At 63.4% G+C, this 26616-nt stretch carries 21 protein-coding genes and 2 pseudogenes; 18 read left to right on the top strand and 5 right to left on the bottom strand.

Features of this window, described 5'->3' with window-relative positions:
* The 10 genes and pseudogenes from QUG01_RS16830 to QUG01_RS16785 all read left to right on the top strand — a co-directional run.
* Nucleotides 1-383, top strand: a pseudogene (locus QUG01_RS16830) (hypothetical protein); the annotation flags it as partial.
* Complete coding sequence (locus QUG01_RS16825) at nt 380-2785, top strand: baseplate wedge protein (protein ID WP_500831106.1); 2406 nt, start codon at nt 380-382, stop codon at nt 2783-2785. The pseudogene QUG01_RS16830 and the gene QUG01_RS16825, both read left to right, overlap by 4 nt.
* A gap of 12 nt (nt 2786-2797) precedes the next feature.
* On the top strand, nt 2798-6532 hold the full coding sequence (locus tag QUG01_RS16820) for an autotransporter outer membrane beta-barrel domain-containing protein (protein WP_500831105.1): 3735 nt from the start codon (nt 2798-2800) through the stop codon (nt 6530-6532).
* A 63-nt stretch (nt 6533-6595) separates the two neighbouring features.
* The gene (locus QUG01_RS16815; protein WP_500831104.1) at nt 6596-7048 is read left to right on the top strand and encodes a hypothetical protein; all 453 of its coding nucleotides are present in this window, start codon (nt 6596-6598) and stop codon (nt 7046-7048) included.
* 4 nt (nt 7049-7052) lie between these two features.
* The gene (locus QUG01_RS16810; RefSeq protein WP_500831103.1) at nt 7053-9479 is read left to right on the top strand and encodes a contractile injection system tape measure protein; all 2427 of its coding nucleotides are present in this window, start codon (nt 7053-7055) and stop codon (nt 9477-9479) included.
* Nucleotides 9469-11325, top strand: coding sequence for an ATP-binding protein (locus QUG01_RS16805; RefSeq protein ID WP_500831102.1), 1857 nt, complete (start codon nt 9469-9471; stop codon nt 11323-11325). Before QUG01_RS16810 ends, QUG01_RS16805 begins: the two co-directional genes overlap by 11 nt.
* Nucleotides 11318-12208 (top strand): Pvc16 family protein, encoded by an 891-nt coding sequence (locus QUG01_RS16800; protein ID WP_500831101.1) that lies wholly within the window; start codon nt 11318-11320, stop codon nt 12206-12208. Before QUG01_RS16805 ends, QUG01_RS16800 begins: the two co-directional genes overlap by 8 nt.
* A gap of 287 nt (nt 12209-12495) precedes the next feature.
* Nucleotides 12496-12975: a hypothetical protein gene (locus QUG01_RS16795; RefSeq protein WP_500831100.1), complete on the top strand. Its 480-nt coding sequence runs from the start codon at nt 12496-12498 to the stop codon at nt 12973-12975.
* A gap of 553 nt (nt 12976-13528) precedes the next feature.
* Nucleotides 13529-14311 carry a hypothetical protein gene (locus tag QUG01_RS16790; RefSeq protein WP_500831099.1) on the top strand — a complete coding sequence of 261 codons (783 nt, stop codon included), beginning with the start codon at nt 13529-13531 and terminating at the stop codon, nt 14309-14311.
* 211 nt (nt 14312-14522) lie between these two features.
* On the top strand, nt 14523-15608 hold the full coding sequence (locus QUG01_RS16785; RefSeq protein ID WP_500831098.1) for a hypothetical protein: 1086 nt from the start codon (nt 14523-14525) through the stop codon (nt 15606-15608).
* Between the two features lie 141 nt (nt 15609-15749).
* Here QUG01_RS16785 and QUG01_RS16780 read toward each other — a convergent pair whose 3' ends face one another.
* Nucleotides 15750-16028 (bottom strand): type II toxin-antitoxin system RelE/ParE family toxin, encoded by a 279-nt coding sequence (locus QUG01_RS16780; protein ID WP_500831097.1) that lies wholly within the window; start codon nt 16026-16028, stop codon nt 15750-15752.
* Nucleotides 15976-16218, bottom strand: a pseudogene (locus QUG01_RS16775) (CopG family ribbon-helix-helix protein); the annotation flags it as partial. The gene QUG01_RS16780 and the pseudogene QUG01_RS16775, both read right to left, overlap by 53 nt.
* A gap of 287 nt (nt 16219-16505) precedes the next feature.
* On the opposite strand from QUG01_RS16775, the gene QUG01_RS16770 reads away from it, so the two are divergent.
* The 8 genes from QUG01_RS16770 (at nt 16506) to QUG01_RS16735 (ending at nt 23216) form a co-directional block, all read left to right on the top strand.
* Nucleotides 16506-16643, top strand: coding sequence for a hypothetical protein (locus QUG01_RS16770; RefSeq protein ID WP_500831096.1), 138 nt, complete (start codon nt 16506-16508; stop codon nt 16641-16643).
* A gap of 138 nt (nt 16644-16781) precedes the next feature.
* A complete protein-coding gene (locus QUG01_RS16765) occupies nt 16782-17030 on the top strand; it encodes a hypothetical protein (RefSeq protein WP_500831095.1) in 249 nt (82 codons plus the stop codon).
* A 64-nt stretch (nt 17031-17094) separates the two neighbouring features.
* Nucleotides 17095-18963, top strand: a complete 1869-nt coding sequence (locus QUG01_RS16760) for a GNAT family N-acetyltransferase (protein WP_500831094.1) — start codon at nt 17095-17097, stop codon at nt 18961-18963.
* Between the two features lie 180 nt (nt 18964-19143).
* Nucleotides 19144-20553 carry a hypothetical protein gene (locus QUG01_RS16755; protein WP_500831093.1) on the top strand — a complete coding sequence of 470 codons (1410 nt, stop codon included), beginning with the start codon at nt 19144-19146 and terminating at the stop codon, nt 20551-20553.
* Between the two features lie 40 nt (nt 20554-20593).
* Nucleotides 20594-21310 carry a hypothetical protein gene (locus QUG01_RS16750; RefSeq protein ID WP_500831092.1) on the top strand — a complete coding sequence of 239 codons (717 nt, stop codon included), beginning with the start codon at nt 20594-20596 and terminating at the stop codon, nt 21308-21310.
* Entirely contained in the window at nt 21303-21614 is a 312-nt protein-coding gene (locus tag QUG01_RS16745; protein ID WP_274772046.1) for a hypothetical protein, read from the top strand. The genes QUG01_RS16750 and QUG01_RS16745 overlap by 8 nt, the downstream gene beginning before the upstream one ends.
* Nucleotides 21615-21816: 202 nt before the next feature.
* The gene (locus QUG01_RS16740; RefSeq protein WP_500831091.1) at nt 21817-22719 is read left to right on the top strand and encodes a lysozyme family protein; all 903 of its coding nucleotides are present in this window, start codon (nt 21817-21819) and stop codon (nt 22717-22719) included.
* Nucleotides 22716-23216 carry a hypothetical protein gene (locus QUG01_RS16735; protein ID WP_500831090.1) on the top strand — a complete coding sequence of 167 codons (501 nt, stop codon included), beginning with the start codon at nt 22716-22718 and terminating at the stop codon, nt 23214-23216. Before QUG01_RS16740 ends, QUG01_RS16735 begins: the two co-directional genes overlap by 4 nt.
* Before the next feature lie 400 nt (nt 23217-23616).
* On the opposite strand, the gene QUG01_RS16730 is transcribed toward QUG01_RS16735, so the two are convergent.
* Genes QUG01_RS16730 through QUG01_RS16720 form a run of 3 tightly spaced genes read right to left on the bottom strand, consistent with a single transcriptional unit; the run spans nt 23617 to nt 26307 of the window.
* On the bottom strand, nt 23617-24567 hold the full coding sequence (locus tag QUG01_RS16730) for a replication initiator protein A (RefSeq protein ID WP_500831089.1): 951 nt from the start codon (nt 24565-24567) through the stop codon (nt 23617-23619).
* A gap of 23 nt (nt 24568-24590) precedes the next feature.
* Nucleotides 24591-25496 (bottom strand): ParB/RepB/Spo0J family partition protein, encoded by a 906-nt coding sequence (locus QUG01_RS16725; protein ID WP_500831088.1) that lies wholly within the window; start codon nt 25494-25496, stop codon nt 24591-24593.
* Entirely contained in the window at nt 25480-26307 is an 828-nt protein-coding gene (locus QUG01_RS16720) for a ParA family protein (protein WP_274772056.1), read from the bottom strand. The genes QUG01_RS16725 and QUG01_RS16720 overlap by 17 nt, the downstream gene beginning before the upstream one ends.
* Nucleotides 26308-26616: the final 309 nt, after the last annotated feature.

Below are 26616 nucleotides of genomic sequence, written 5' to 3'. Positions count from 1 at the left end.
CCGCTTTAAACGAGGCGCAGCCTGCAACGGCGGAGCCATCCCCGGCGTCAGCCCATGACGAAGCGGAAACTATCGTCGAAGCGGCCGCGATCGAGACGCCGGCTGAGCCCGTCGCCGCTGCGGAAACACCAGACGACCAGGCCGCTGTCCCGGCCGCCGGGGTCGTGTTGAGCGACGCGCCGCCGCCTGTGGTGGAGCCGTTCCCGGCGTCAGCCAACGACGTAGCGCAATCTGGGCTCCAGCCTGACGAGATCGAGACGCCGAAGGAGATTGTCGCGCCGGCGGAGGCGCCAGTAGAACCTGTCGAGACGGAAGAGGCCGTCAGCCAAGGTAAAGCGCCTTCCGCGCTGCGTCGGCTGTTCGATACGCTGAGAGGCCAATGATGGCGGCCGGCATCGATCCCAACCTGATTTTGCCGCCGCATCAGGACTTCAATGCGCTGAGCGAAGAGGCTATCGCTTTCATCACGACGCAAGCCGGCAACGCCTGGACTGACGTCAACCCATCCGAGCCCGGCGTCACGTTGCTGGAGAGCGCCTTGTCCGGCCTGACCGACTTGGGCTACCGATTGGATCATGAGATAGCCGACTTGCTCGCGCCCGCAGGCGTGGAGACCGATTGGCGACCATTGCCGGCCATCGATCAAGCGCTGTCGTGCGGCCCGGTGAGTTTGGAAGACCTGCAAAAGGCCTTGGCTGACCATCCGCTTCTCAACGCCGCGCGCCTGCAGCCCGCGCCGGGCGGCTACTCGCTGTGGCTGATCCCGGCGCGGGTGCTGTCGCAGGCCGAAGCGATGGAGGCAAAGCAAGCCGCCTGGCGCCGTTTTCATGGCTCGCGCCCTCTGGGCATGGTGTTGCAGGACATCCACCTGCTCGAAGCGAGCAAGCTCAAACTGTATCCCGAACTGGAGCTGGCCGAGGGCGCCGCGGTCGAGGCTACCTTGGCGGCCCTGGTGCGCAGCTGGATAACGGCGTTGACCGCACCGCCTGTGTATGTGAGCGCGGCCGATTGCCTCGCCGCCGGGCAAAGCGGTGATACCGTGTTCGACGGCCCCTTGCTGAGGCAAGGCGTGCCGCAGCGGCAAGCCTCGCCGCCGACGCAGGTTTTGGCCAGCCGCCTGATCGATTTGGCGCTGGCGGTTCCCGGCGTCGCCAAGGTGAACAGCCTGTTGCTGGATGCCAGCGACGGCGACCGCAATCAAGGCGATTGGGCGTGGACCGTGCCGGACAACACCTTCGTCAGCCTGGATGTCGACACGCTGTTGAGCTGGTGGGCCGGGCAGTTCAGTTTGAAATTGCAAAGCTACGATCCTTTGCATCGCAAGGGGCAGCGCTTGCGCGTCAATTTGGACGAACTCAAGGCTCTACTAGCCCCATCGACGTCCGGGCCGGACAGCCAGACCGCCTTGCCGGCGCCGTTCGGACGTTATCGCCGGTTATCGGACTTTCCCGCGTTTTCGCAAAGTCTGCCGCCGGTGTTCGGCATCAGCGCCAGCGGTTTAAACCCGGAGGCGCCGCCGGAAGAACAGGCGCCGCCCTTACAGCTGCAAGCCTACCTCTTGTTGCTGGAACAGCTGCAATCCGACCAGGCGGCGCAATTGGAGAATATTCGGCGCCTGTTGGAATTGCCGGCGGGCGACTGGATAGGCCGGTTGGCTGGCTTGTTTGCGCGCATGCAGGGCAGCGCGGCGCTGTCCGACGCCGACGTTGACCAGTTTTGGGAAACGGTGCGCCGCTTGCCCCCCAGCACCCTGCGGCAAGCGGCGCAACCGCTGCCCTTGGCCGAACGCTTGCTGTCGCCGGATGATCTGGCTGCCTATAGGCAAGCAGGCGGCGAGCCGGCGCTGGAAGGCGTGTTGAGCGATCGTTGGCTGGACCGCACGTTGCGCAGGCTGGGGCACTTGGCGGCGCGATTCGGCGAGACCTTGCCGGATGCGGCGCTGCTGCGGTACCGCGGCGTGTTCGGCCATTACAGCGCGCAGTTGTTGACCGGCCGCCGCGCGCCGGCGCTGGACGCGGACACGCTGACCGGAAAGCTGGCGCGTCTGAAGCAAGTACTGGACCTGGCGGGCTTTCTGCTGGATTTCGTTCGCCTGTCCGGCAGCCGCGGCCAGGGTGCGGACTTGACTGTCTCCCTCTATAGCCGCAGCGGGCTGGAGCTGCGCGTGGCTGCTCGATTGGGCATGGCCTTGGATGACGAGGCCTTGTCGCTGGGCAATCGAGAGGGCTTGTATCTGGTCGAGGGCGCATTGCTGGGCGGCGCGACGCCGAGCCAAGCCAGCAGCGTGTTCTGGATTTTGCCGGCCTATGGCAGCCGGCTGGGCGATCCAAGTTTCCGCCGGCTGGTCGAGCAGACGATCAGCGAAGAAACCCCCTTGCATTTGACGCCCTGGGTGTGCTGGCTGGGCGCGGACGATCTCAACCGGATGGAAACGCTGCACCGCCATTGGCGCGCCAAATGGCGGGAGATGGGCGGGCCGGACGCGCCGTCGCCCGACACGCCGTCATCGGGCGTCGACCCCGCTACGCCGGGCGCCTGGTCGCGCCGCCAGCGGCTGGCGGATTGCGCCGAGGCCTTGCGGCAAGCGTTGTCTCAAACCGCTTTCCCGCTGGGCGACAAGGCGGCCTGGCAAAGCCATGTCGCGGTCAGCCAGCTGAACGCCAACTTCACTGTCGGCTATCCGCAAGTGCCGCAACGGCGCGCGGTCGCTTTCGGCGGCCGCATCGGCGACTCCAGCAAGCCTTACGTAGTGGCCTTCACCCCGGCTCTTCCCCTGAATGACTGACAAGGATTTTCCATGACATCAAATCTCAAGCGCGACGAGTTGAAGAAAAAATTCGCCGACAACCAGATTCCCACTGGCAACGACTTCGCCCAATTGATCGACGCCGCGCTGATCGGCAAGGACGACGGCCTGCGCTTCGACCCGCTGAGCCAGCAGCTGCAAATCGCCGCGCCGCTGGATGTGCAGGCGCCGGCCCAGTTTGACGGCGCATTGAGCGTCGGCGGGGACGCTACTCTGAACGGCGCGCTGGCCGTGAAGAAAACAGCCACTTTGAGCGACACCTTGAAAGTGGCCGGTGCGGCCAGTTTCGCAGGCGGCCTCTCCGCGCAAAACGGCTTGGTCGGCGACACGCTGCGCCTGAGCGGCGGCATGCAGGTGGGCGAAGCCGTTCAAATTGCCGGCGACGCCACGCTGGGAGGGGGGCTGGACGTGGCTGGCCCAGCCGGCTTCCATGGCGGCCTCGCCATCGAAAACGGGCTGGCTGTCGACAGCCTGTCCGCCCGGCATGGCCTGCAAGTGGGCGCCAACGCCGCGATCGCCGGCGACGCTAGCCTGGGCGGCGCGCTGAATGTGGCTGGCCTCGCCGCCTTCCAAGGCGCGGCCAGCATCCAGAAAGATCTGGCGCTGGGCGGACAGGCAACGCTGGCGCAAGGCCTGAAGCTGTGCCAGGACGCCCAGATCGGCGGAGCCGCCGCCATCGCCAAGGGCCTGGACGTGGGCGGCGTCGCCAGCTTCCAGAGCGGCCTGACCGCCGCCGGCCTGGCGGAATTCGACAGCCAGCACGGCAAAGTCAACATCCTGGCGCCGCAAGGCCTGGAGGTGCGCCAGGACAGCCAGCTCAACACGCTGGGCGTGAGCGGCGACGCCAATCTCAAGGCCAATCTGAGCGTGGCCGACAAGATCACCGGCCACAGCCTGCACCTGCACGGCGACGCCAAACTGGAAGGCGACGCCAAGTTCGACGGCGGCCTGCTAGTCGGCGGCGCCAGCCAGCTGCAGGGGCCGGCCAATCTGGCGCAGAGCCTGAGCGTGGCGCAGGGCGCCGCCATCGGCCAGACGCTGAGCGCCGGCGGCCTCGCCAGCTTCAACGGCGGCGCCGCGGTGAAAGGCGGCCTCGCCAGCGACACGCTACAGGTGCTGGGCGACAGCCATCTGCAAGGCGAGGCGCGCCTGGAGCGCGGACTGACCGTGTCCGGTCCCACGGCGCTGAACGACAGCTTGCACGTGGCTGGCGCCGTCCAGATCGGCGGCGACGCCGCCTTGGGCGGCTTCCTCGATGTGGCTGGCCCGGCCCGCCTCAACGGCGGCATCCGCATTGAAAACGGCATTCAGGCCAGCGCGCCGGATGGCCAGGATGCGTTGATCGTCGCGCGCATGCTGCATATCGACGACGGCGCGCCGCAGGCGACGCCTGCGCTCAAGGTGGACGGCGCCGGCGACACCGCGCTGTACGGCAATCTGCAAATCGGCGGCGCGTTGGCGCTGTCCGGCAATGCCGCCTTGAGCGACAACCTGCATGTTGCGGGAGGCATGCAAGTGGGCGACGGCGCGCAAATCGCCGGCGATCTGACCTTAGGCGGCTTCCTCGATGTGGCTGGCCCGGCCAGCCTGAATGGCGGCGCGGCGATCAGCGGCGGGCTGTCGCTCGACAGCCTGCATCTGGCCCGCGGCATGCAAGTGGCCGAGACCGCGCAGATCGCCGGCGATGCCACCCTGGGCGGCTTCCTCGACGTGGCCGGCCCGGCCCGTCTGAACGGCGGCGCGGCGATCAGCGGCGGGCTGTCGCTCGACAGCCTGCATCTGGCCCGCGGCATGCAGGTGGCCGAGACCGCGCAAATCGCCGGCGACGCCACGCTGGGCGGCTTCCTCGACGTGGCCGGCCCGGCCCGTCTCAACGACACTCTGGCCGTGGGCGGCGACGCCTCGCTGGACGGCGGCCTCAAGATCAGCCAGCGCAATCAGGAGAAAGCGCCGTTGGAAATCATCGACCCCCATCAAAATTGCACCCCGCTGCTGGTCAGCGCCAGCGGCAATGTCGGCGTCAACACCGCCGCCCCCGCCGCCCAGCTGCACGTGGTGGCCCATCCGCAGCGCGAGGCGCTGCGCCTGATGCGGCAGCAAGACGACGGCGCGCTGCAAGCCGCCGTTACCGTCAACGCCCAGGGCCAGCTGGCCGTCGGCCGCGACAGCGCCCGCGCGGCGCTGGACGTCGCCGGCGACGCCATTGTCGACGGCCATCACAAAGTGACGCAGGATCTGGACGTGGACGGCCAGGCCGTCTTGGCTGACGCCCGCGTCGAAAACACCCTGGCTGTGGCCGGCGACACCGCGCTCAAGGGCCAGCTGGCGGTGGATGGCGCGGCTTTGTTCGGCAACGGCCAGACCACCCACGGCCCGGCCACCTTCCATCATGAAGCCGACCTCAAAAGCAGCCTGACCGTAGCCGGCCCGGCCGCGCTGCAGGGCGATGTCGACATCAAGAAAACCCTGCGCGTGCGCGACACGCTGGCGGTGGACGGCGCGACGCAGCTGAACGACGCGCTGGATGTGGCCAAGGATGGCCGCATCCAGGGCGCGCTGGAAGTGAAGAAGTCGCTGAAAGTAGCCGACCGCAGCGAGCTGGCCGGCGGCGTCACCGCCTTCGGCCTGGCCGACCTCAAGGGCGGCCTCGCGCTGGCCCAGGGCGAAATGGTGCACACCATCTCCGCCGACCCCTATCTGGGCGAAGACGACGCCAATGACAAGACGCTGGCCACCCAGCGCGCGGTCAAGGCCTATGTCGACACCTACGCCTCCCCGTTCGGCCGCGGCGGCCGCAGCTGGAGCATCCGCACCCAGGAAGAATTCGACCGCGTGTTCGGCGACGGCAGCGGCGAGGTCCGCATCGCCGACAACAGCACCATCATCCTGCTGCCGCCGCGCGAATGCGGCCACAGCCACCCCTACACCCGCCTGGACGGCAGCCGCATCGAGGCCGGCGGCGACGAGTGGCAGGCCATCGCCAGCTATGTGCTGCGCAATCCGGTGCGTCTGGGCAGCGGCGTCAGCATCGTCGGCTTCAACGAGGACGCGGTGCGCGTGGTCAAGGCCGACGCTGGCTGCCGCTTCCTGATCGAGGGCGGCCCGCGCCGCCCGGTCAGCCAGATCCTGCTGCAGGGCTTCACCTTCGACGGCGGCGGCCTGCCCTTCAACGGCCACGGCGGCGCGGTCTCGCTCAACCACGCCCGCGACATCCAGATCCGCGCCCGCCTGATCGGCCACGTGGCGCGCGGCAACGGCGGCGCGCTGTTCGGCCAAGACAGCCGCCGCGTGCTGGCCGACAACGTCCACGCCTGCTTCGCCAGCAGCGATGCGCCGCGCCAGCGCCTCAGCTACGGCGGCGCCGCCTACGGCCTGGTGGACAGCGACATCGTCGCCAGCCGCTGCTACGCCGACGTGGGCGGCGCGGTGGCGCTGTGCCCGGATAGCCGCGCCCGCGCGCATGGCTGCCAAGCGCTGTACGGCGGCGCGGCCTACAACTGCGAGCGGCTGACGCTGACCGCGCGCTACTGCACCGCCCACTACCAGGGCGGCGGCGCTTACGGCTGCAATGACCTCACCGCCAGCGGCTACTGGACCGGCAACTACAGCTCGCAATTCGGCAACCGCAACATCGCCGCCTACACCGGCAACCGCCAGTGGAGCCTGTGGCGCGGCGACTTCATCGAGCGTCGCATCCAGCCCGGCTGGCATTGCCACGATCTGTAAGGCCTTCTTCGGCGGCCCCTTCCCGGCCGCCCCGACCCGCTTTTCCCTTTCCGGAGTTTCTCCATGACCAGCTACATCAAATGCTCGCGCCTCAACGGCCTGGTAATCGACGATACCCTGTACCCCGAAGCCGGCGAGCTGATCCAGCCCAATCTATTCTGGGTGGCGGTGGAGCCCAACGCCCAGGGAGGCGGCGACTGGCAGCGCCGCCATCCCACCGACGTGGTGGCCTTCGCGCCGCTGCCGGCCTTCGCCGACACCGACCCCCGGCCGGTGGCGTCCGCCCGCCAGGGCAGCTTCCAGCACCAGGCCGACAGCGCCGCGCCGCTGCTCAAGCAGCTGGACCGCCTGGACCAGGACACCCTGATGCGCGCGCGCCTGGCGCAATGGTGCATAAGCCAGCCAGAGGGGAGCGAAGCCGCCTTCGTCGCCATCGGCCTCGGCCAGCCGTCCTCGCCGCGCTACCAAGCCTATCTGCAGACCCTGTCCACCCTGAAACGCGAACACGGCCTGTAAACCCATGCACACACTGATCGTCGACAGGATGACCGTGGACGCGCGCCTGCCGCGCGCCGACAACGCCCTCATCGACCGCCTCCAGCGCGCCTTGCAGCGCTGGAGCGACGCCAGCCGGCTGGGCGCGGACGACAATCTGGTCGCCCGCGTGCTGCCGGCGCTGACGCTAGACCTGGGCCGGCTGAACGAAGACCGGCTGCTGGACGAGCTGGGGCCGCGGCTGGACCAGGCGCTGGCCGACGCGCTGGCGCGCCAACTGCCGCCGCCGCCGCAAGGCAGCCGCCGCGAAGAGCTGGCGCGCTGGCTGCAGCATGGCGCGCCGCTGTGGTCCCAGCCCACTCTGGGCGCCACCGCGCTGGGCGCGCTGCTGTACAGCGAATTGCGCAAGCGCGACGGCGCGGCCTGGCTCTGCCCCTTGCTGGCGCGGCAGGCCGCGCGCGCGCGCCTGTTGCGCCTGCCGGCGCCCTTGCTGAGCGCCATCCTGGACTGGCTGGAAGACAGCCAACCGGAACCGGCGGCGCGCGAAGCGGCCGAGCCGGCGCAGCGGCTGGCGCGCTTGCTCGACATCTGGGACGACGCGCTGCCGCGCAGCGGCGGCGAGCGCGCCCATTGGCGCGCGCTGCTGGCGCTGATCAAACAGGGCCTGGCGCAAACCGAGGCCGACGACGGCTGGCTGGACCAGCTCGGCGCCGCGCTGTCGCAAAACGGCGCGCCGCCGGGCCTGGGCCAGTTGTTGAGCCAGCTGCCGCGCCGCAGCCGGCTGCCGCTGCAGCCGGACAGCCCGCGCGCGCGCGAAGCGGTGCGCGCGCTGCGCGCCGCAGAAGACTGGCCAGCGCCGCGCCAGCTGGCGCAGCGGCTCGCCCAGGCGCTGTCCCACTGGCCGCGCCTGGCCGCCTGGCTGCGCCAGCTGCGCGAGGCCGAGCAAACGCTGGAGCCGGCGGCGCTGGACGCCGCCCTGCTGCTCTGGCTGGCCGACGCGCAAAGGCTGCTACCGCCGCAAGGTTCTCGCTGGCCGCAACGCAGCGGCGACGCCATCCACAGGCTGCGCCTGGCGCTGCGCGATCTGCCGGCCGACGCCGCCGCACCCCTGGGCCATGCCCTGCGCCAGCGGCTGGAACAGGCCGCGCAGGGCCAGCTGGACCCGCGCGCGCTGTGCGATCTGGCGGCCTTGCCGCGCTTTCTCGCCAGCCCGGCGCTGCCGGCGCGGCTGGCCGACCAGATCGAGCGCTTCCTCGCCGCCTCCGCCCCAAATCTGGCCTGGCGGCGCAAGCTCAGCCGCCAGCTGCGGCTATGGAGCGAGGGCAAGAGCGTGGCGGCGGACTACGCCTGGGAAAACGACTGCCGCGAATTGCTGGCCGGCTGGCGGACCCGGCTGCAAGCGCTGCCGCCCTCGCCCATGCGCGACGCCGCCCTGGCCTGCAGCCAGCCTGCCGCCGCCGACCGCAAGCGGCTGGCCGCCGCGCTGTACGCCTTGGAAAAACTCCTTCCCGCGCTGCTGGACGCCCACCCGCAGCTGCAGGCCTCGCCGCATCTGGCGGCCCAGCTCAAACGCCGCCGCCTCAAGCTGTGGCGCGGCGCCGCGGCCGCCTGGCAGCCGCTGGCCGACACCCTGGCCGCGCAAAGCGTCGGCTTGGCCGGCATTCCCGGCCTATGGCCGGACTTGCTGGCTTTGCCGGAAGACGAGCTGGAGGCGCGGCTGCGCCAGCAGCGCGACCCGGCCCTGCTGCGGCTGTGGCAGGCATCCCGCGCCGCGCGCCGGCCGCTGCGCGGCGAAGAACGCCGCCAATGGGAGCGCGCCGCCGCCAGCCTGCAGCAACTGCTGGACGGGCAAAACCTGGACGAAGACAGCCGCTTCTGGGCCGACGACGCCGGCCTGGCCCTGCTGTGGCCCTTCCTGCCCGAGCTGTTCCGCCGCTGCGGCTGGCTGGACGACGGCCAGCGCTGGCGCGACGAGCACAGCCAGCGCAAGGCCTGGCGCGCGCTGGCCGGCCTCATGGGCCGGGACGAGGACCAGGAGCAGGGCTACACCGCCCGTGTGCTGCTGGGCCTGGAGATAGACGAGCCGCTGGCCGACGCGCCGGAGCTGTCCGACGCCGAGCGCGGCCATCTGGAAGAGGCGGTTTCCGCCATCGAGCAAGCCTGGGCCGCCGCGCTGCCGGCCATGCCGCTGCGCGACGGCATCGCCCCGCTGTTCCTGCGCCGCGCCGGCATCTGGCGGCTGAGCCAGGCCGGCTGGCAGCTGACGGCGCAAGACGCCGCCCAGGACGTGCTGCTGGCGAGGCTGCCCTGGTCGCTGGGCGTGGTGATGCTGCCCTGGCTGGACGGCCTGCTCACCGTCAACTGGCCGCGCCCGGCCATCCCGGCCGCGCCGCCCGAACTCACCGCCCCCGCCGATCCCGCCCACCCGGACCAGGAGCAAGATGATGCGTGAGCTCGACTGGGGTTTCTCCCCCGCCGCGCTGCTGGACGCCGCGCTGGCGATGATCGAACACGGCGACGAAGCCGAATGGGCCGCCGCCTGCCGCGCCGCGCTGGACGCCGTCCAAGCGCCGCGGCCCTTGGCCCGGCTGGGCCTGCCGCCGCGGGACGCCGCCGCGCTGGCGCTGGCCCTGACGCTGGAAGCCGGCCACCGGGCGGCAGAGACGCTATGCGGAGAGCGCGGCCTGAGCCTGCCGGTGCTAGCCCAGCTCCTCAGCCCGGACGCCGCCGACTATCCGGCCGCGCTGGCGGCATTGGCCGACGGCGTCTTGCTGCGCCGCCGCCTGCTGCTGGCCGGCCCCGGCCAGGACTGGGCGAGGCTGCGGCTCAGCCCGCAACTGTTGCAGCAGCTGGCCGCCGGCGCCGGCCAGGCGCATGACCTGAACCGCCTGCTGCAAAGGCTGGCCGCCCCGGCCGCGCCGCTGCCGCGCGGCGATTTCCCAACAGGCGGCGGCTGGCAGCTCACCGGCGCGCCGGGCAGCGGCCGCAAGAGCGCGCTGCTGGCCGCCGCCGGCAACACCCCGGTCTACCTGCTCAATAGCGAGCGTTTTTACCAGTTCGACGCGCCGGAAGAACTGCTGGCCGACCTGCTCAGCTTCGTCGATCTCAACCACGGCTGGCTGGTTTGGCCGGACGAGGACAAGCTGGCGCGGCAAAGCAGCCTGCTGCCGCTGCTGGAAGCCTGGCTGGCCGGCCACCCCGGCCGCGCGCTGATTAGGCTGGCGGAAACGCCGGAGCAGGCGCCGCCGGCGCTGGCCGTCAACTGCGCGCTGGGCTTGCCGACCGAGCGGGAAGCGGCAAGGCTGTGGCGCGCCATGCTGCCGCCAGACGGCATCGCCCCGGCGGATCTGGCCGCGCTGGCGCGGCAGTTTCCGCTCTTGCCCGGCGACATGCGCCGCGTCGCCTCCGCCTCGCTGGTGGGTAACGCCACGCCGGACGCCGCCGCCCTGGTCCGCGCCTGCCTGGCCCACCAGCCGGCCAGCCTGGGCGCGCTGGCGCGGCGGGTGGAACCGCGCGCGCGCCTGGCCGACATGGAGCTGGCCGAGGCCGAGCGCGAGGCGCTGGCGGAACTGAGCCTGCGCTACCAAAGCCGCCACCTGCTGCGAGCTGAAGGCCTGACCCAGGGCAGCGGCCTCACCGCGCTGTTCTGGGGCCCGCCCGGCACCGGCAAGACGCTGGCCGCCCACGCGCTGGCGGCGGAGCTGGCGCTGCCCTTGTACCAGGTCAACCTGGCCCAGCTCAGCAGCAAGTGGATAGGCGAAACCGAAAAACACCTGGCCACCTTGTTCGACGCCGCCGAGCGCCAGCCCTGCCTGCTGTTTTTCGACGAGGCCGACGCGGTGTTCGGCAAGCGCAGCGAGGTGAAAGACAGCCACGACCGCAACGCCAACCTGTCGGTCAGCTACCTGCTGCAAAGGCTGGACGACAGCAGCGCGCTGGCGGTGCTGGCCAGCAACTTCAAGCAGAACCTGGACCCGGCCTTCCTGCGCCGCTTCGCCCTCACCGTGGAATTCAGCGCCCCGGACGCCTTGCGCCGCCTCTGCCTGTGGCGCCGCCACGCGGATCGCCTGGCGCTGCCCGACGCCGCGCTGGCGGCCTTGGCCGACAGCTTCGAGCTGAGCCCGGCGCAAATCGCCAACATCGCGCTGGGCGCGCGCCTGGCCGGCCTGGCTCGGCCGCAATCCAGCCCGGCGCAGCGGCTGGCCCACGCGCTGGCGCGCGAGTACGACAAGACCAACCAGCGCTACCCGATGGCGCAAAGGATAGAAACCTGGCTGCAAGGAGCCCAGCATGTATAACAGCAACTTCGCCCTGCTCACCCAGGCGCTGACCCGGCTGCTGCGCGAACGGGTCTTCGCCAGCCTGCCCCAGGTGCAGATCAGCACCGAGGTGCCGGACGCGGACTTCCGCCAGAAGCTGGGCAACGACCCGGTGCTCAACCTCTACCTCACCGGCGTGCGCCAGGACCTCAGCCGCCGCCTGAGCGACCCAGGCCGGGTTCAGCGCGGCGCCGACAACCAGAACGGCACCCCGGACCCGTATCCGCGCATCATGGCGCTGAGCTACATGCTCACCGCCTGGAGCCGCGCCGGCGCCGACCACGCGCTGGTGGAGCAAGACCTGCTCTACCGCGCGCTGGCCGGCATGACTGCATTCCCGGACTTACCGGACGAGTTGGCCCAGGCGGCGCAGCTGGACACCCACGGCTACCCGGTGCAGCTGGACATGCTGCACGAGCGCGACGGAGGAATCCGCAGCGGCGATTACTGGCAGGCGCTGGGCACCCCGCCGCGCCCGCTGTTGGAGCTCACCGCCTTGATTCCCATCCCGGAAGGCAGCCCGGACCCGCTGCCGCTGATCCAGGGCATGGACTACGACGCCCACCCAAGCTGGGACCCGGCCGCCCCCGCCCCAGCCGCGCTGCGGCCGCAAATCAGCGGCACCGTCACCGCCCCCTTCCCGCCCAACCAGCTGCAGCTGCAGTTCCGCGGCATGGAAACCGGCACCCGCAGCGCCTGGATCCGCCCGTCGGCAGATGGACATTTTGCGCTGTCGGGGCTGCCGGACGACGACTACATGATCCGGCTGACGCCGGACGACCTCAGCCGCGGCAAACGGTGGTGGGGGGTGGTGGGGGTGGGTTCGGCGGAGCCTGTGGAGTTGGTAGTGGTCTACAAGTAGCGGGGCCGGATCGGGCAAGGGGGATCGCGGTAAACGTCGGGCTTCATTTCAATCAGCCCAACCTACGGGCCTGGGGGGTAGCACATGTTTGAACAAGGCGGTAGATGTCATGAGGGTAGTTTGGAGGGAAGTGGAGTGGATGAGGAGGGTAGCGGAAGAGAAATGGGGTAAACGGGGGAACATATAAGGGAGGGAGGCAGCCGATCGGAAGGCTGATAGCACGGGTAGGGCTACTTCGGTGGAGTGAGATAGGTAGATAACAGAGGCTTTGATAGAAGGGAATCAAGATGTATGCAAAACAAAGTAAAGCAGGGTCAGCCATATCAATATACGACGAGGTGAAGAGGAGTGACGCGTGGTCGATGGTGGGGTGGGCAGCAGCAGCACCAGGGGAGGGGGACTGTGCGACGACCCGATTTGCGTGGCATTTATTCCCGCATGTGGAAAACGTTAACGTAAATCAGGAGCTTCATTACGAGGGTCGGGAAGATATGGGAGCGAAGGAACAGCATACGTTGATTGGCATGACCAGAGGCGAGCTACATAATGAGATAGTGATGGGATTGTTAAGATGGAATAGGGAGGAAGACCCGCCGGTTGACGGCAAAAGGATAGCGACTCGCAGTTCATACCACCAGAAGACGTATGTGGACGGAATGTATGTCCCTAACTCGAGTCAGTATCGGAGATTTGCGTTCAGGGCCAAGTTGTTTACGGAAGGAGGGCCGGTCTTCAAGGCTATTCATTATTTTAACGTGGTGGATTAGAGGATGGTCGCCCGAGCCTATGGAAGGCCGCACGCTTTCACAATCTCAAAATCGTAGCGGCCGGGGAGAGCAAACTATGTGTGAACCGCGGAAGTGGGATGTTTTAGTGGTTGGGGAGCCCTCGGTATATGAGGGACGACGCGGCAGATACAAATGATGGACCGGGAGGCCTTCACGGGGGGCGGGTGAAAGCGGGCACAGGAGCACGGCAGTACGGTGCAATCGTAGGGTGCGACACCCGGCATCAAACTCCATCACGCAAAACCTCACCCGCCGGGCGTCGCACCGCTCCCATGCAACACGAAAATCGGCGCGATGCCCGGCGGCTGGGTGGGCCGCATCGATTCGAGCGAAGCCGGGTATCGCCCCCTCCGGTCCTGGCAAGCTGGTCAAGAAGTACGGCTAATGATAGCAGGCTAAGGGGGGGCGCGCGCAGGTTACGAGTGGTCTCACAGATATATGATGCCAATCACCATAATAACAGTAGAGTAGAGGGTAGTCATAATAGAGCAGTAACACGAATAACGTTGGTAAGGAAAGAAGGATTAGCCATATGTATTACCAAGAAAGTACGGATAAGAAACCGAAGTTCGTTCCGGTGGCTACGATTAAGAGTGGTGATAAAAACAATTATTATTTTTTCCACGGCACACGGGCGGAAAATATAGATGGGATATCAGCCACAGGGCTAGACCCGGCTTGGGGTGGATCGGGGAAAGGAGCAGTTATATATGAAAAGAAGGTTCATGACGATGCAAAAGGGCGTATAAAATTCGGAGTAGATCCAAATGTAGCGATGAAATATGCGTTGGCACCGGCGGATCCAGAGCAGATGGGTAAACAGCCTCTAGAGCTCGGAGTTTTGCTGATGATACGGGTAAATAAATTTGAATTATGGAATAGTTGGGATTATCGCGGCAAGGGGATTAAAGGGTGGCAAATGGGGCAGAAGAACGTGTCGGGTCCGAATTGGGCGGTTGAAAACGGCGGAGAAGCCTTCGACTACGCAAAGGATAACGCCAACGATGGTATTGAGAGATTTTTGTTCAATCAGGACCTTGGCCAAGTGAAGGGTGCAGTCGCGCAGTTAAAAAAAGAAGACCAAGATAAGGATGTTCAGGCGGCAACTTTCCCCCAAAAGAATAATGTTAGAGCAGTCGAGACTAATAAAGCAGTGAGCAAGGAGGATATAAAAGTAGTAGGTTTCGGAGTCCCTGCTACATACAAAATGAAGGATGAAGAAGTTCAAGGAATAATGAATAAGTTCCAACAGGAGAAGGTAAAAATGCAACTACCATCTCCTGATAACCCCCAGGAGATTTGGACTACTTTTTAGAGGACTCTCCATTCTGGCCCTACACGAAGGATGGTTCCACGGTAGGACGATGCAACCGTAGCTCTAACGCAGCATCGAATTCGGTGAAATGCCCGGCTATTGAATTGGTCACATGGATGCCGCGGTAGCCGAGGATCGCCCCCTACGGCCCTGAAAACAGTGGTGAAGGTGGATATTCTGAAGCCTTTTGTGGTGGATTACAAGTAGGACGATGCTGTTTGCCAGAGTGCATGGTGGTAGATGTTTGACTTCATTTTACTCATCCCAATCTACGGTTTTGATTCTTGGTTTCAGAGGCCATGCGTACGGTGTGCTCACGGACTTTTGGGGGAAATTTGGCAAATTTGTTCAGGGCTCCATTCTCCCAGATGAGGAATCACCCGCGAGAGAAATGGTGATTCAGATAAAGAACAAAACAGGAAAGAATAACGGAATGGAAAAATATAGAGTGAGTCAGCCGAAAGAGATAAAAAAAGTGCTTAGCATCTCAAAATTGAATGTTGTAGGGGAGAAACATACTGTTTCCGATGGAAGGCGCGGCGAGGAAATCCAAGCGCTCGAAGCGATAGGGATACCGGCTGAAAGGTACTGGCGTGAGGCGGACTTTGTGACGAAAGCGAAGGGTGTAATCAATACTGAACGATATGGAGACCCGACAGATATCAGAATAGAGCAGTGGTGGGGATTCATTAAAGAGGATTTGAAGAGTATCGAACAGGTAGCGACCGGGGTTCTGAGAGCACAGGTGGTATGGGTCGTTTTAGCGACAAGTCTTCAAAAGAAAATCAAGGGATTGATCGCTGAAGTTAAGCGTGAAGTTGAGTTATGTAAAAATCGAAAGGGAGGATTGGTTAAAGAAGTGCAAGCTGCAGCGGACGAGATTTTGAATATTATATTGCCTTCGGTGTGGGAATTACTAGACGAAGCGGAAAAATACAAATCAGTCGGGGACGCGCTGGCTGCTAAAGTAATGAATTTACTTATCAACGATGGACGTTGTGAGTCCGCGCTAACACTAGTCATGGGGAGGAAGCCTAGGGATCAGTTATCGTCGGAAACAGTGAGACGTGAACGGTCGAAGCAAATGCACCTGGCTGCGGAGGAAGACAAAGACCGAATCGGAGTATGGAAAATCGGGAATCAACATGTGCAAGATATTCGTGAAATGGAAAAAGATCAATCTATTCAGGCAGGCAGTTATAATTTAGTTAATGAGGCATTATTTAATACACTGTTCGAGAGAAAAAAGAAAGGAAATGAAAAGAAGGGGATGAACTGTGAGTGTAATATATTTTAGAAATCGGCATGGTCGTAAGGGACGTAAAGTAGAAGGGACAAAACTGGACGAGACAGAAAATGAAGTTAAAATAATCAGACTAGGAGGCCGGGTATCTCACCCTACGCCTCCTCTCCACCAAATCGCATAAGACGCCAGGCCTTATCTGTCCTCTCGGGTATGCCACAGCCGCAGCATGTAGAGGATGTCGCCCTGGATCTCGTAGCGCAGCTCGTATGGCCCCACCAGTAGGCGGCGCACTTCGCGCGGCTCGAAATCGAATAGCTGTTCGCCCAGGTGTGGGTTTTTCAGCAAGGTGGCGATCGGCGCCGCCGTCAGCCATTGCACGGTCCGGGCCGCGGCCTGGCGGTTGACCGAGGCGAGGCATTCATATAGCCGCACCAGGTCGGACAGCGCCTGGCAGGTCCACTGCACCTCCATCAGCGCGGCGCCGGCAGGGTGCCCAGGCCTGCACCGCTTGCTGGCTGATGACCTGGCCGGCGTCGACGTCGGCCAAGGCTTCGCGGGTGAGGCGGTCGCGCTCTTCTTCCTGCGCGACCCAGGCGGACAGCGCCTGTTTGATGATCCAGCCGCGCGAGCGCTCCATCCGCTCCGCCATTTGATCGATCTTGTCGGCGAGGGGGCTGTGACTACGCGGATATCGAGGGAAGGCATGGCCGTCTCCTGCTTGTTGAGTGAAGGGCGCGCGCCGCGTGCGAGTCGACTTGAATTACTTTCAATCAAATTTAATCACTCAAGCCATGGGCAAACCGGTAGACGCTCCAGCCCCGCGTCGAGCAATGTCGATGGCGGCATGCCCGGATGGACGGTCCGGTCTTTCACAGACGGTGGAGGGGGCCGCGCCCGGCGGCGGCGGCAGGCCATAGAATGGCAGAAATGCCAATTTGATTAATTTCCATGAAAAATTGCTGCCCATCATTTTTCTCCTACGTGGCCGCCGAACGGCTGACCACGGCGGAACGCGCCGCCGTGCGGCTGCTGCTGCGCAATGGGCTGGCGCGCGAGTATTTTCCCGGCTGCTATGAGCAGGTTTAGGAAAAATCAGGCTTTTGTCATAACATGGATTATCCATGTCGTTATTTGAAACAATTTAAACTAAATGGCATGATGTTCTGGCTGAAAACCGGCTGTCCGGACGCGCCAGCCAGCCCACATTCCACCGGAAGCCCCGCCATGGAACTATCGGTCTATATCCACTGCATCGGCGACGAAGCCGCCGCCCGTCAATTCGGCGTCGCCCTGCGCACCGCCAGCAGCTGGCGGCGGATGGAGCGCGCGCCCAGCCCGCAGCAGGCGCTGAAAATCGTCGAGCTGAGCCTGGGCCAGGTGGACTGGAAAGGCATTTACGCGCCTTACGCCCGCCACCGGCTGCGCCGCGCCGGCAAATTGACCCTGCCGCCGGCGCGCGAGCTGCAAGGTTAAACCGCCAAACCGTCTTCCTCTCACTTCGCGGGCGGCCGCCCGCGCCTGACTTGTCCCTGCCGCCATGACCACCGCCCTCATCTTGCCGGCCGATGCGCATCCCTTGCGCCTAAGCCATGCCCCCGCCGCGCCGGATCTGACGCCGGAAGCGCTGCTGCCGCCGCCCGCGTCCAGCGTCGACGCCCATATTCCCACCCAAGCCTATGAGGACGCGCCCTTATGGCGCGAAGACCTGTCCGCTTTGCCGCCGGCCCTGCCCAATCAGGCCGCCAGCAGCCTGACCGCGGCCAGGCTGCTGCTGGCGTTCTTGCTGGACGGCGCAGCCGGCGACGAGGCGCCGCTAACCGTGCATCTGCCCGGCAGCCACGACGGCGACTTCGCCTGGCAGCTGTGGTGCAATCTGCTGGATCTGGCAGGCGAGATGGGCTTGCCGCCGCTGGTTTTCCGGCTCTATCACGCGCTGCCACAATTGGCGGAACACCCGCCCGTCACCCGGTTGCTGGCCGATGGCGTATGGGAGCTGGCCGATGGCGACCCCGCGCCGCAGCCCGGCCGCCATGCCGCCTTGATCGCCCATGGCCATTACAGCCGCCGGCCGGCGCGCGTGGCCTGGTGCCATTACGGTGCGGCCTGGCGCGCCAGCGTGGCGGTGTGCGACGACGGGCCGCGCTGGCGGCTGGAGCCGGCGGACGCGGCTTCCGGGGCTATTGTTGCGCTGGAGGTGGGAGGCGCGTTGCAGGCAGACGCTCCCGCGCCGCTCTTCGCCGCCGCGGACGAACAAACCCTGGCGGCGCGGCAACAAGGACGCGCCGATGTCGGCGTGACGGCGCTGCCGATCACCTTGTTCCAACATGCCGACGCGCTGGCAGACGCGCATCCGGACGGGCTGCTGCTGTATTTGGCCGACCAGGCCCACGGCAGCCGGCTGCCGACCGCGCTCCCCTCCGCGCTGGACCCTATCCTGCCTTTGAACGCCGAAGCGCTGGCCCGCCGCTGGCCGGCCTTGCATCTGCGACTGAACCGCGAGGAAAACGCGCTGTTGCTATGCGGCGTGCTGCAACCGGGGCATAGCCCATGGCCGCTGGTGCGCCAAGCCATGCCGGAGGAGGCGTGCGACGCGCTGGACGGCGACGCAGAACCCAGCCTGGACGCGCTGGCGCGCTTTGGCCACAACCCGCGCTGGCTGGCGCGCCACTTCGATTCCCTGCCCGATGCCACGGCGGCGCTGCGCCCCGCATGGGGAGACGCGCTGGCACGCGTTTGGTCGCGTAGCCTGAGCGGCGCTGGCTATCACTTTGATCTAGGCTGCCTGGCGATGCGGCTGGGGCATTACGGCGCGGCGCGCGCGGCCTTTTTGGACGCTTTGCGCCACGACGCGCCGGCAGGCCCGGCGCTGCACAATCTGGCACTGCTGGAAATGCTGGTGGGCGACGCGGCGCTGGCCGCCGATGTGCTGGCCACTTTGGAAGAGGTAGAGCCCAACCATCCCAAGACCCGCAAGCTGCGCCGCCGTTTCGACGCCTGGCGCGCCAAGTTGCCAGCGGAAAAGGCGTCAGCAGACGGCCTGTGCTTGTCTCCACTCTGTTTGCATCATGCGCGTGAACTGGCTTGGGCTTGCCGCCGGCCGCATGATATGGCGCTGACGCGGCTGCCCGACCTATCCGACGTTGAAGCGGCCTCCGCCTGGATCGCGGCTGAAGAAGCCGATCCCAACAGCCGGCTGCTGGCCATTTTGCATCCCGATGCAGGCTTGCTGGGCTTCTTCGCGCTGCGCGACGAGGATAGCGGCGAGCGCAACTTGTGCGTGTTGGTCGCCCCGGAGTGGCGCGAGCGCGGTATCGCGCGCCAGGCGCTGGCTTTGCTGGATGGCGCATACCGCACCGAGGTGTGGGCCGGCAACCGCCGTTCACTGCGTCTTCTTTCCGCGGCCTGACTCCTCTACACCGGGCGTGGGCCGCCTTGTGCTTTGCGCCTGCGCTCTTTGCCATAATGTCTGCGCCACCCAAGCCCTGGCTCCAGGGCGAAACTCCGCTTCACACACCCATCCCATTTTCCGGTTTGTTCGCCCGCATCGGGTTTGGGTGGCGCCCGCCCTCTCTGAATGGATATCCACATGCCTGACAATGCCAATTCTCTTACCCGCAGCATGCTCAAGACGAGTTTTCTGGCAGGAAAAAAACCTACCGCCGCCGATTTCGCCAACGTGTTCGACGCAACGCTGAACAAAGCAGACGATCACATCGGCGCGTCCAGCCTGGACGGGTTGTCTGTGGCCATTTCGCTGGGAAATAACGATAAGGACACCGTCAGCATTCCCGGTAATCTATCCATCGGCGGCGCCTTGCAACTGGCTGTCGGCCCTTCCGTCAGCGGCGTCGTCAATCAAGACATCAATCTGGCCAATCATCCGGAACAACTGCTGGTGACCGCCAGCGCGGTCAGCCAATTCGTCAGCAATGCCGCGTTGGGTTTGACCTTGCGGGCGCAGGCGCGCGCGGTGTTAACCAACCCGGCAAGCCTGAGCGGCGTGCCGCCGGCAGTGGACGGCGTGGCGCTGCAAGCTGGAGACAAGGTTCTGGCCACGAGGCAAGGCGGCAGCAGCGGCGTGGATAGCCACCCTGACAATGTGCTGTGGGTGGTGCAGACAGGCGCTTGGACCCGCGCGCCGGAACTGGACGGCAATCCGTACTACGAACTGGAGCGCGGCACGGCTGTGATGGCGACAGACGGCGGCGTTTACGGCGGCACGCTGTGGGTCATGGACGGCGATCCAGCCAAACCAAGCTGGACCTATCGCACTGACCTGGACTATCTGCGCGCCGGCAATGGCTTGGCCAAGCAAGGCCTGAATCTAAACTTGAAACTGGCGCCAAACAGCGGACTGCAGGCCGACAGCACCGGCCTGGCGGTAGATCCAGGCAACGGCATCACGATTAATAGCAACGGCGTATCGGTGGTGGCCGGCAATGGCCTGGACGCCAGCGGCGGCGCTGTCAATGTGAAGCTGGCCGCCAACAGCGGCCTGTCTGTGGACGCCTCCGGTTTGAAGGTTGCGCCCGGCGCCGGTCTGGCCGCCGATGGCGCGGGCGTCAAGGTCGTCGCCGGCAATGGCCTGGATGCCAGCGGCAGCGCCGTCAATGTGAAGCTGGCCGCCAACAGCGGCCTGTCTGTGGACGCCTCCGGTTTGAAGGTTGCGCCCGGCGCTGGTCTGGCCGCCGATGGCGCTGGCGTCAAGGTCGTCGCCGGCAACGGCCTGGACGCCAGCGGCAGCGCCGTCAATGTGAAACTGGCCGCCAACAGCGGCCTGTCTGTGGACGCCGCCGGTCTGAAAGTCAATGCCATGTCTCCATTGGCGTTCAGCTCCGGCGCCCTGGGCCTGAACTACGCACAGTTGGACGCCAACTATTTAAGCCAGCGCATCGTCTTCGTGGCGGAAGCCGCCACGCCGGACTTGACGCTGCAAGCGGTGCAAGCCGCACTCAACGCCGGCGCGATCTTGGTCGCAACGTATAAGGCGGCTTGATATGGCGTTATATCGACTTTCACCTGGCGGACCGCAGGTCTTGAACTATTCATTCTGGCGCGCCTCGTCCTCCGGCGCGGCGCAGCCCATCACCGGCTTGTACGCCATGCGGGCTGGGCATGCGCAGCCTCTGCTTAAGCGGATCAGCCTGATGAAGAACAGCACATATCAGAATGATGAAGCCGACAACTTGATGAAAATGTTGTCCACTCGCCTGCGCCTTGGCTATCAGCTGTTTTCTGACATTACGCCCAGTGGGCTATCGGCTGGTCTGGCAGGGAGCCAAATCTTGCTGATTCCTGAGCTGGAAACCGGATCCATGTTCGCCGATTTGCCGGTCGAGAGTCAGACCCTCTTGAAGCGCTTTGTCAACGATGGCGGCCACACACTGCTGTTTTACTGCAGCGCGTCGGAAACCAGCTCCATCGGTCTACTCAATTTGTTCGGGTTAAACGTGTCGATTGGACCGGATGCAGGAAGCAAGACGCTGAACAAGGTTTCTTCGCCGCAAATTCCAAACCTACCCGCTACGCTGCCGGCGACTTTAATCGGACAGGATGCCACCAATGCTTTGATTTGTCCGCCCTCGAGCGGCGCGCAGCCGTTATACGTAGATGCAAGCAATAATCCTGTCGTGGTCAGCTTCCCCTATGGCAACGGCCGGATCAGCTATCTGGGCTGGGACTGGTACGGCGATACTGTAACCGCGCAGCAAGCCGATTGGGAACATGTGTTGCAAGGACTGCTCAATGTCTGAGCGCAGCAATCCTCCTTCTTCGCCAGCGTTACGAGCGGATGAGCGCTGGCGAGGCATAGAACAAAGATTGGCCACGACAGAAACCACCCTGGTCGAAGTAGTGCGTCAACGTGATGCGCAGCAAAAAGCGCTGGACGAACTGAATGCCACGTTGCATGACCTGCGCGATTTGCTGGAGGCGTGGGAGGCTACCCGCGGTGCTTTTAACCTGCTGCGAGCGCTTGGTCATGTGGCACGTTGGATATTCACTGTAGGCGTCGCGATGGCTGCGGTCTGGCTATGGTTGAAGGCTAGCCTCAAGTAGCGCCTTCCCCTCTCATTTCCTCTCCGGAACATCTTCCTGATGGATCCGACTCTCGCTTCCTACTCTCAATGAGGCACTCATGTTGTCATTGCTCTTGACCCGTCTACGGCCCATAGGCCGTATCTGGCTGGCGTTGCATCCGCTGCGCCGAGACCTGGCAAGCGATTGCGCGCGCCTACTGCTGCTAGCCGTCGTTGGAGGTGTGAGCCTACTGGCGCTCAACCGCCTATCCTGGTCCGGCACGCCGGGCGATCTGCTATCGGCGCTGGCCTTCGTGCTGGCGGCGATGGTGCTGCTCAGCCATGTGCTGCGCCGTATCCTGTTTCCCCGGGTGCAGCTGGGCCTGTTGCTGGCCTCGGCCCAGCGCGAGCCGCTGGCTTCGGCCATCGTGTTCGCCGCGGTGGTCGTGTTCAAGGCCTGCCTGCTGCTGGCCTTCGTGCTGTTGTTCACCTCCCCCGGCCACGCCGCTTCCCTGCCCGGCGGCCTGCCTGACAACGCCTATCGCAATCTGCCCATCGTCATCGGCGAACAACAGGCGCTGTGGCCGGACCATCCGGCGCCTTCGGTGCTGGCGGCGCAGGTGGAACAGGAAACCTGTCCGGGGCTGAAATCGAAATCCTGCTGGTCCGAGCGGGCGGAATTGAAAACGCCGCGTGAACGCGGCGTGGGCCTGGGGCAAGTGACGCGCACCGCGCGCTTCGACACTCTGAGCGACCTGAAGCACCAGCACAGCCGCCTGCTGGCCGGCTGGTCCTGGACCCACCCCTACGACGCCCGGCTGCAGGCGCGGGCGCTGGTACTGCAAGACAAGCGCTGCTATGACCCGGTGCGCGGCGCGGCCGACAAGACCGAACGGCTGGCGATGGCGCTCAACTGCTACAACGCCGGACCCGGCATGCTAGCCATCAGCCGCAGCCGCTGCGCCGCCCAGGACGGCTGCGACCCGTCGCGCTGGTTCGGCAACGTCGAGAAGGCCGATGGCCCCAGCCGCAAGGCGGGCTACGGCCAACGTTCGTTCTACGGCATCAGCCGCGAGTATGTGAGCAACATCATGCTGAAGCGGCGCGGCCGCTATCGCTTCCTGGATGCGACGGCCCGCTCATGAACCAACTCTTCCTGGCGCTGACCTGCCTGCTGCTGGCCTTTTTGTTCGGCTTCCAAACCGGAGAGCAACGCGCCCAACGCCAAGCGGAACAACGACAGCTGAGCGAGCAGCGGCAATGGCAAACCCGGCTGGCCGGCCTGGCCCAGCAACAAAAGTGGCTGCAGCTGCAGCACGACAAACACGTCCAATCCCTGGAGCGCAATCTTGAAGCCTATCGCCAGCATTACCGCCAGCGCATTGTGTTGCCTGCTGCTTGGCGCCTGCAGCACGACGCCGCGGCCCGCCTGTCCGCCTCTGCCCAGCCCGCCACCGGAGCTGCTGATCGCCCCCTTGCCACTGATGACCTTGCCGCCCTCGATACCGTCAGCCACAACTACGCCCGCTGCCAGCAGTGGCGCGAAGCGCTGATAGGCTGGCAAGATTGGTATGCACTGGCAAGCCATGCAGCTAACGTTTCGGGAAGTCAGGAACCGATTTCGGGAAGTCAGGAACCATGATTCGAGAATGCAGGAACCATGATTCGAGAATGCAGGAACCAAGGCATCGTGAATTCAGGAACCAAAACCGTCTTCAACGCCTTATGCAACAAGGCATCCAGATTTCTTAACACGCGCGCGCGTTAACTTTTTAACTATAAATAACAGTAGCGAACGTTGAATCCAACCATAAGATGGATAAACCATAAAAATCGTCTATAAGAAGCGCAAGCGACCCGCTTTGCCAGCAAGCTATCAAGCCCTGTTTCAACAACCACGCGCAAAACCACGTTTTTGCTCAGTTCGTTCAGCCAGGATAGCTAACACTTTCCAAACCACGAAACCACTAAACGGTGAAAATAGGTTCCTGTAATCACGAAGTGTGTACGAGCTAGACACCCACAGTGTGAGTCTCACGGATTCAAGGTTGTACCAAACGCTGGGTAAGCTCATCCATGGTTACAGTGTGTTTCTTGGGAACACAGCTTACTGAGTCATCAGCGTTTAGCTGATAACGGTAGCCCGGTAACGCATCATCGGCGATGCTTTGCTTCAACTGATGCTTGAACTTCTTCAATGGACTCAGAGAGCCTGTTTTTTTCCAAAGCGTCTCCAAACTGATCTGCCACTTGCTTTGCCGGCCAACATGCTTACGAGCGATTTCGTACAGGCGACGCTCTAACGGTTTATTCAAACGAAAATAGGCCTCATCTATACTCAACACTTCGAAAGAAGCTAAAGCACGCCACAACCATTCCGACAAGGTCACTTCCACCGCGCTCATGCGTCCGCTACTTTCGGCAGAAATGATCTGGGCGGATTCGATCAAGCCAAAAATATGGGTAATTTCTCGATCCCCAGTACGAATATTGGTTCGGATCGTCGTGCCCCGCAAACGCGTCAACGCATCCTTCAAACCCTTGTAGCCATTCCTGCTGGTATCTCGGTTAGTGCTGACCAAAAAGTCATGGGCGACAAAACGAACGGTACGGCTGATCTCAACGCCTGCGTTACGCGCAGCCGTCACCTGGCTGGCCAGAAAGATCAGCACATCCTTGTCCAGCATCGTGGCTCGGCCAAAAGCAGACGGTGCCACTTCCACATAACGGCGTGCATCCGGACTCTCCCAGCGGAAAATATTGCGATCCGTTTTAGTCGACAGACTAAAAAAGGGCGCATCCATCGTTGCCACATCATCTTTAAAGGTGTAATCGACAAAATCCGCGACAAAGAAGTCACGCTGCGGATTTTTGATCGGCGCGATGCTGCTTTCCGAACGCCGTTGCTTAGCCTTCTGACTGATGGCCTGTAACTGAGTCAGCAACGGGTTCTGTTCCGGCTGCTCGTCTTCCTGCACAAACAGATCCGACATCGTCTTACTCCTGTAGCAAGTTGCTACACTTCATGGCTCAACAACTGGCGGACAAACTGCTCCAATTGAACGATTTCCTCATCGTTTAATACTCCAGCTTTGAGCTTCAACATCACATGTTTGTCATCACGCGACATCGATCCCACTTGTTGTCCTCCACGAGCCAGTTTCCAAGCTTGTCTCTGCGATGGCAAAGGGCGGCTAACATCCTGCTGTTGCAATTGGCGGTTAATGAAGCCGACCATCTTTCCCTGTTCCAATGAACCCTGCTCCAACAAGGACCAGGCAAGATCCAAGGCGACATCCAACTCTGGACTGGCTGGCGTCTGTTCCAACAGCCGCTTCAGCTCGCTGGCGGCGGAACGCGACAGCAAGCGTGGTTCCAGATCCAGTTTGGCCCGCAAACGTTCCGGCAAGGCCTCGAACGCGAAATAACGATACATGTCCTCGCGATTGAGTCCGAGCGACTCGGCTAACTTTTTCTTTGACGGAAACAGGTTTTCAATGCGCCTCAAGGCTAGGCCAATTTCATAGTCTGCCAGATCCTGGCGATCAATGTTCTCAGCCAGCGCAAATACCGCCAGATCAGCATCTTCCGAAGGCACGACAATGGCTTCAATACTGGTCTTACCCAGCAGTTCATGAGCCCGCAAACGTCGCTCCCCGGCAATCAACTGATAGCGGCCTTCATATTTTCGTACGGTAACGGGTTGTAGCAGGCCAGTCTCCGCGATCGAGGATGCCAACGCATTTAGCTCCTGCAGGGGGAAGCTGCGCCGCGGTTGATAGGGGTTTGGATCAATCAGGTCTAAATCAAGCCGCACATGCTGGCGGCCTTCGTCGAATTCCGTTTCCTGCGGCGATTCGCGGTGTCGCAGATTATTCTCGGCCAATTTCTTGGCCAACATTGCTTTAAGATTCTTCGCCATTGATTTCTACATCTTCTTCTAATTGAGACGTGGCTTGCAGTTGCAGCTGTTCCGCCAATAAATGCGCCAGCGCGCGGAACTCGCGCGTGACCTTGGCACTGCGGTCCATGTTATGCAAACTGGTTTGCGCCATTGCCGCCTGGTTGACCCGGGTACTGGTGGGAATACGGATAGGGAGCAGTTTGCCAATCTGTTCCCGCGCGGCAGCTTCGATCAAGCGGCAAACCGTCTGCCGCTCGTCATGCTTCACCAATAAAGCGCCCAGCAGTTCCAGCTGCGGATTGATGCGGCGGATGCGGTTTACATGGCGTAGCAGATCGGTCATACCATACATGCCATACTGCGAGCCGGATTCAATTGGTATGATCACATGAGTGGACGCGGCCAAGGCGTTGCTAGTCAGCAGTTTCAGGCTTGGTGGACAATCGATCAGAATGACGTCGTATAGTCCCATCAACGGCGCCAACTTTTGTCTGAGTTCTTCAGATGGCCGTGGCGTATCATCCTTTAACTCATCCTCGGCCTTGCCGAGTTGAAGAGAGCCGTAGATTAATCCAACACCTGGAATATGGTTGTCCTCGTAGATGGCCGCCGGCAGCTTTTCCACTTCCGACAACAACAACTCAGCGCATGTGATAGGTACTTCGCTAGGATGTTTCTTGCCAAGATGCAAACTGGCGTTGGCTTGCGGATCCATGTCCACCACCAAGACGTTGAGGCCGCTACGAGCAAATTCCGCCGCCAGGTTGATGACCGTGGTGGTTTTGCCGCAGCCCCCTTTATGGTTTGCGACTGCAATGACTTTGGTCATATCGTTGTCCAATACCGTGTTCGATAGGATGTATTTTCGTGTAAGATACGCCGAGAAAAAAGGAAAGTCCAGACAAGTGTAGCAACTTGCTACACTGTTGCAGTTCCGCTTCCGTCCTACACGGGAAAGTCCAACCTCCCCCCCCCGGTTACCCTTTCATCGCAATCGATCGGAAACACCGCTGTATGGAAACGTCTCTCTAACGCATACGGTGTGGGCGTTTTCTCCCGATAATGGCGTTTCGTTAGTTGAATATCTCAAGATTCAATCGATATCTGTTATTAAGCAAGATTTTTAATCTTGAAAGAT

The organism is Chromobacterium sp. CCUG 76385 (assembly GCF_059916625.1).
Note: the sequence above shows the minus strand (reverse complement) of the source record. Positions and strands in the feature narration are given on the sequence as shown.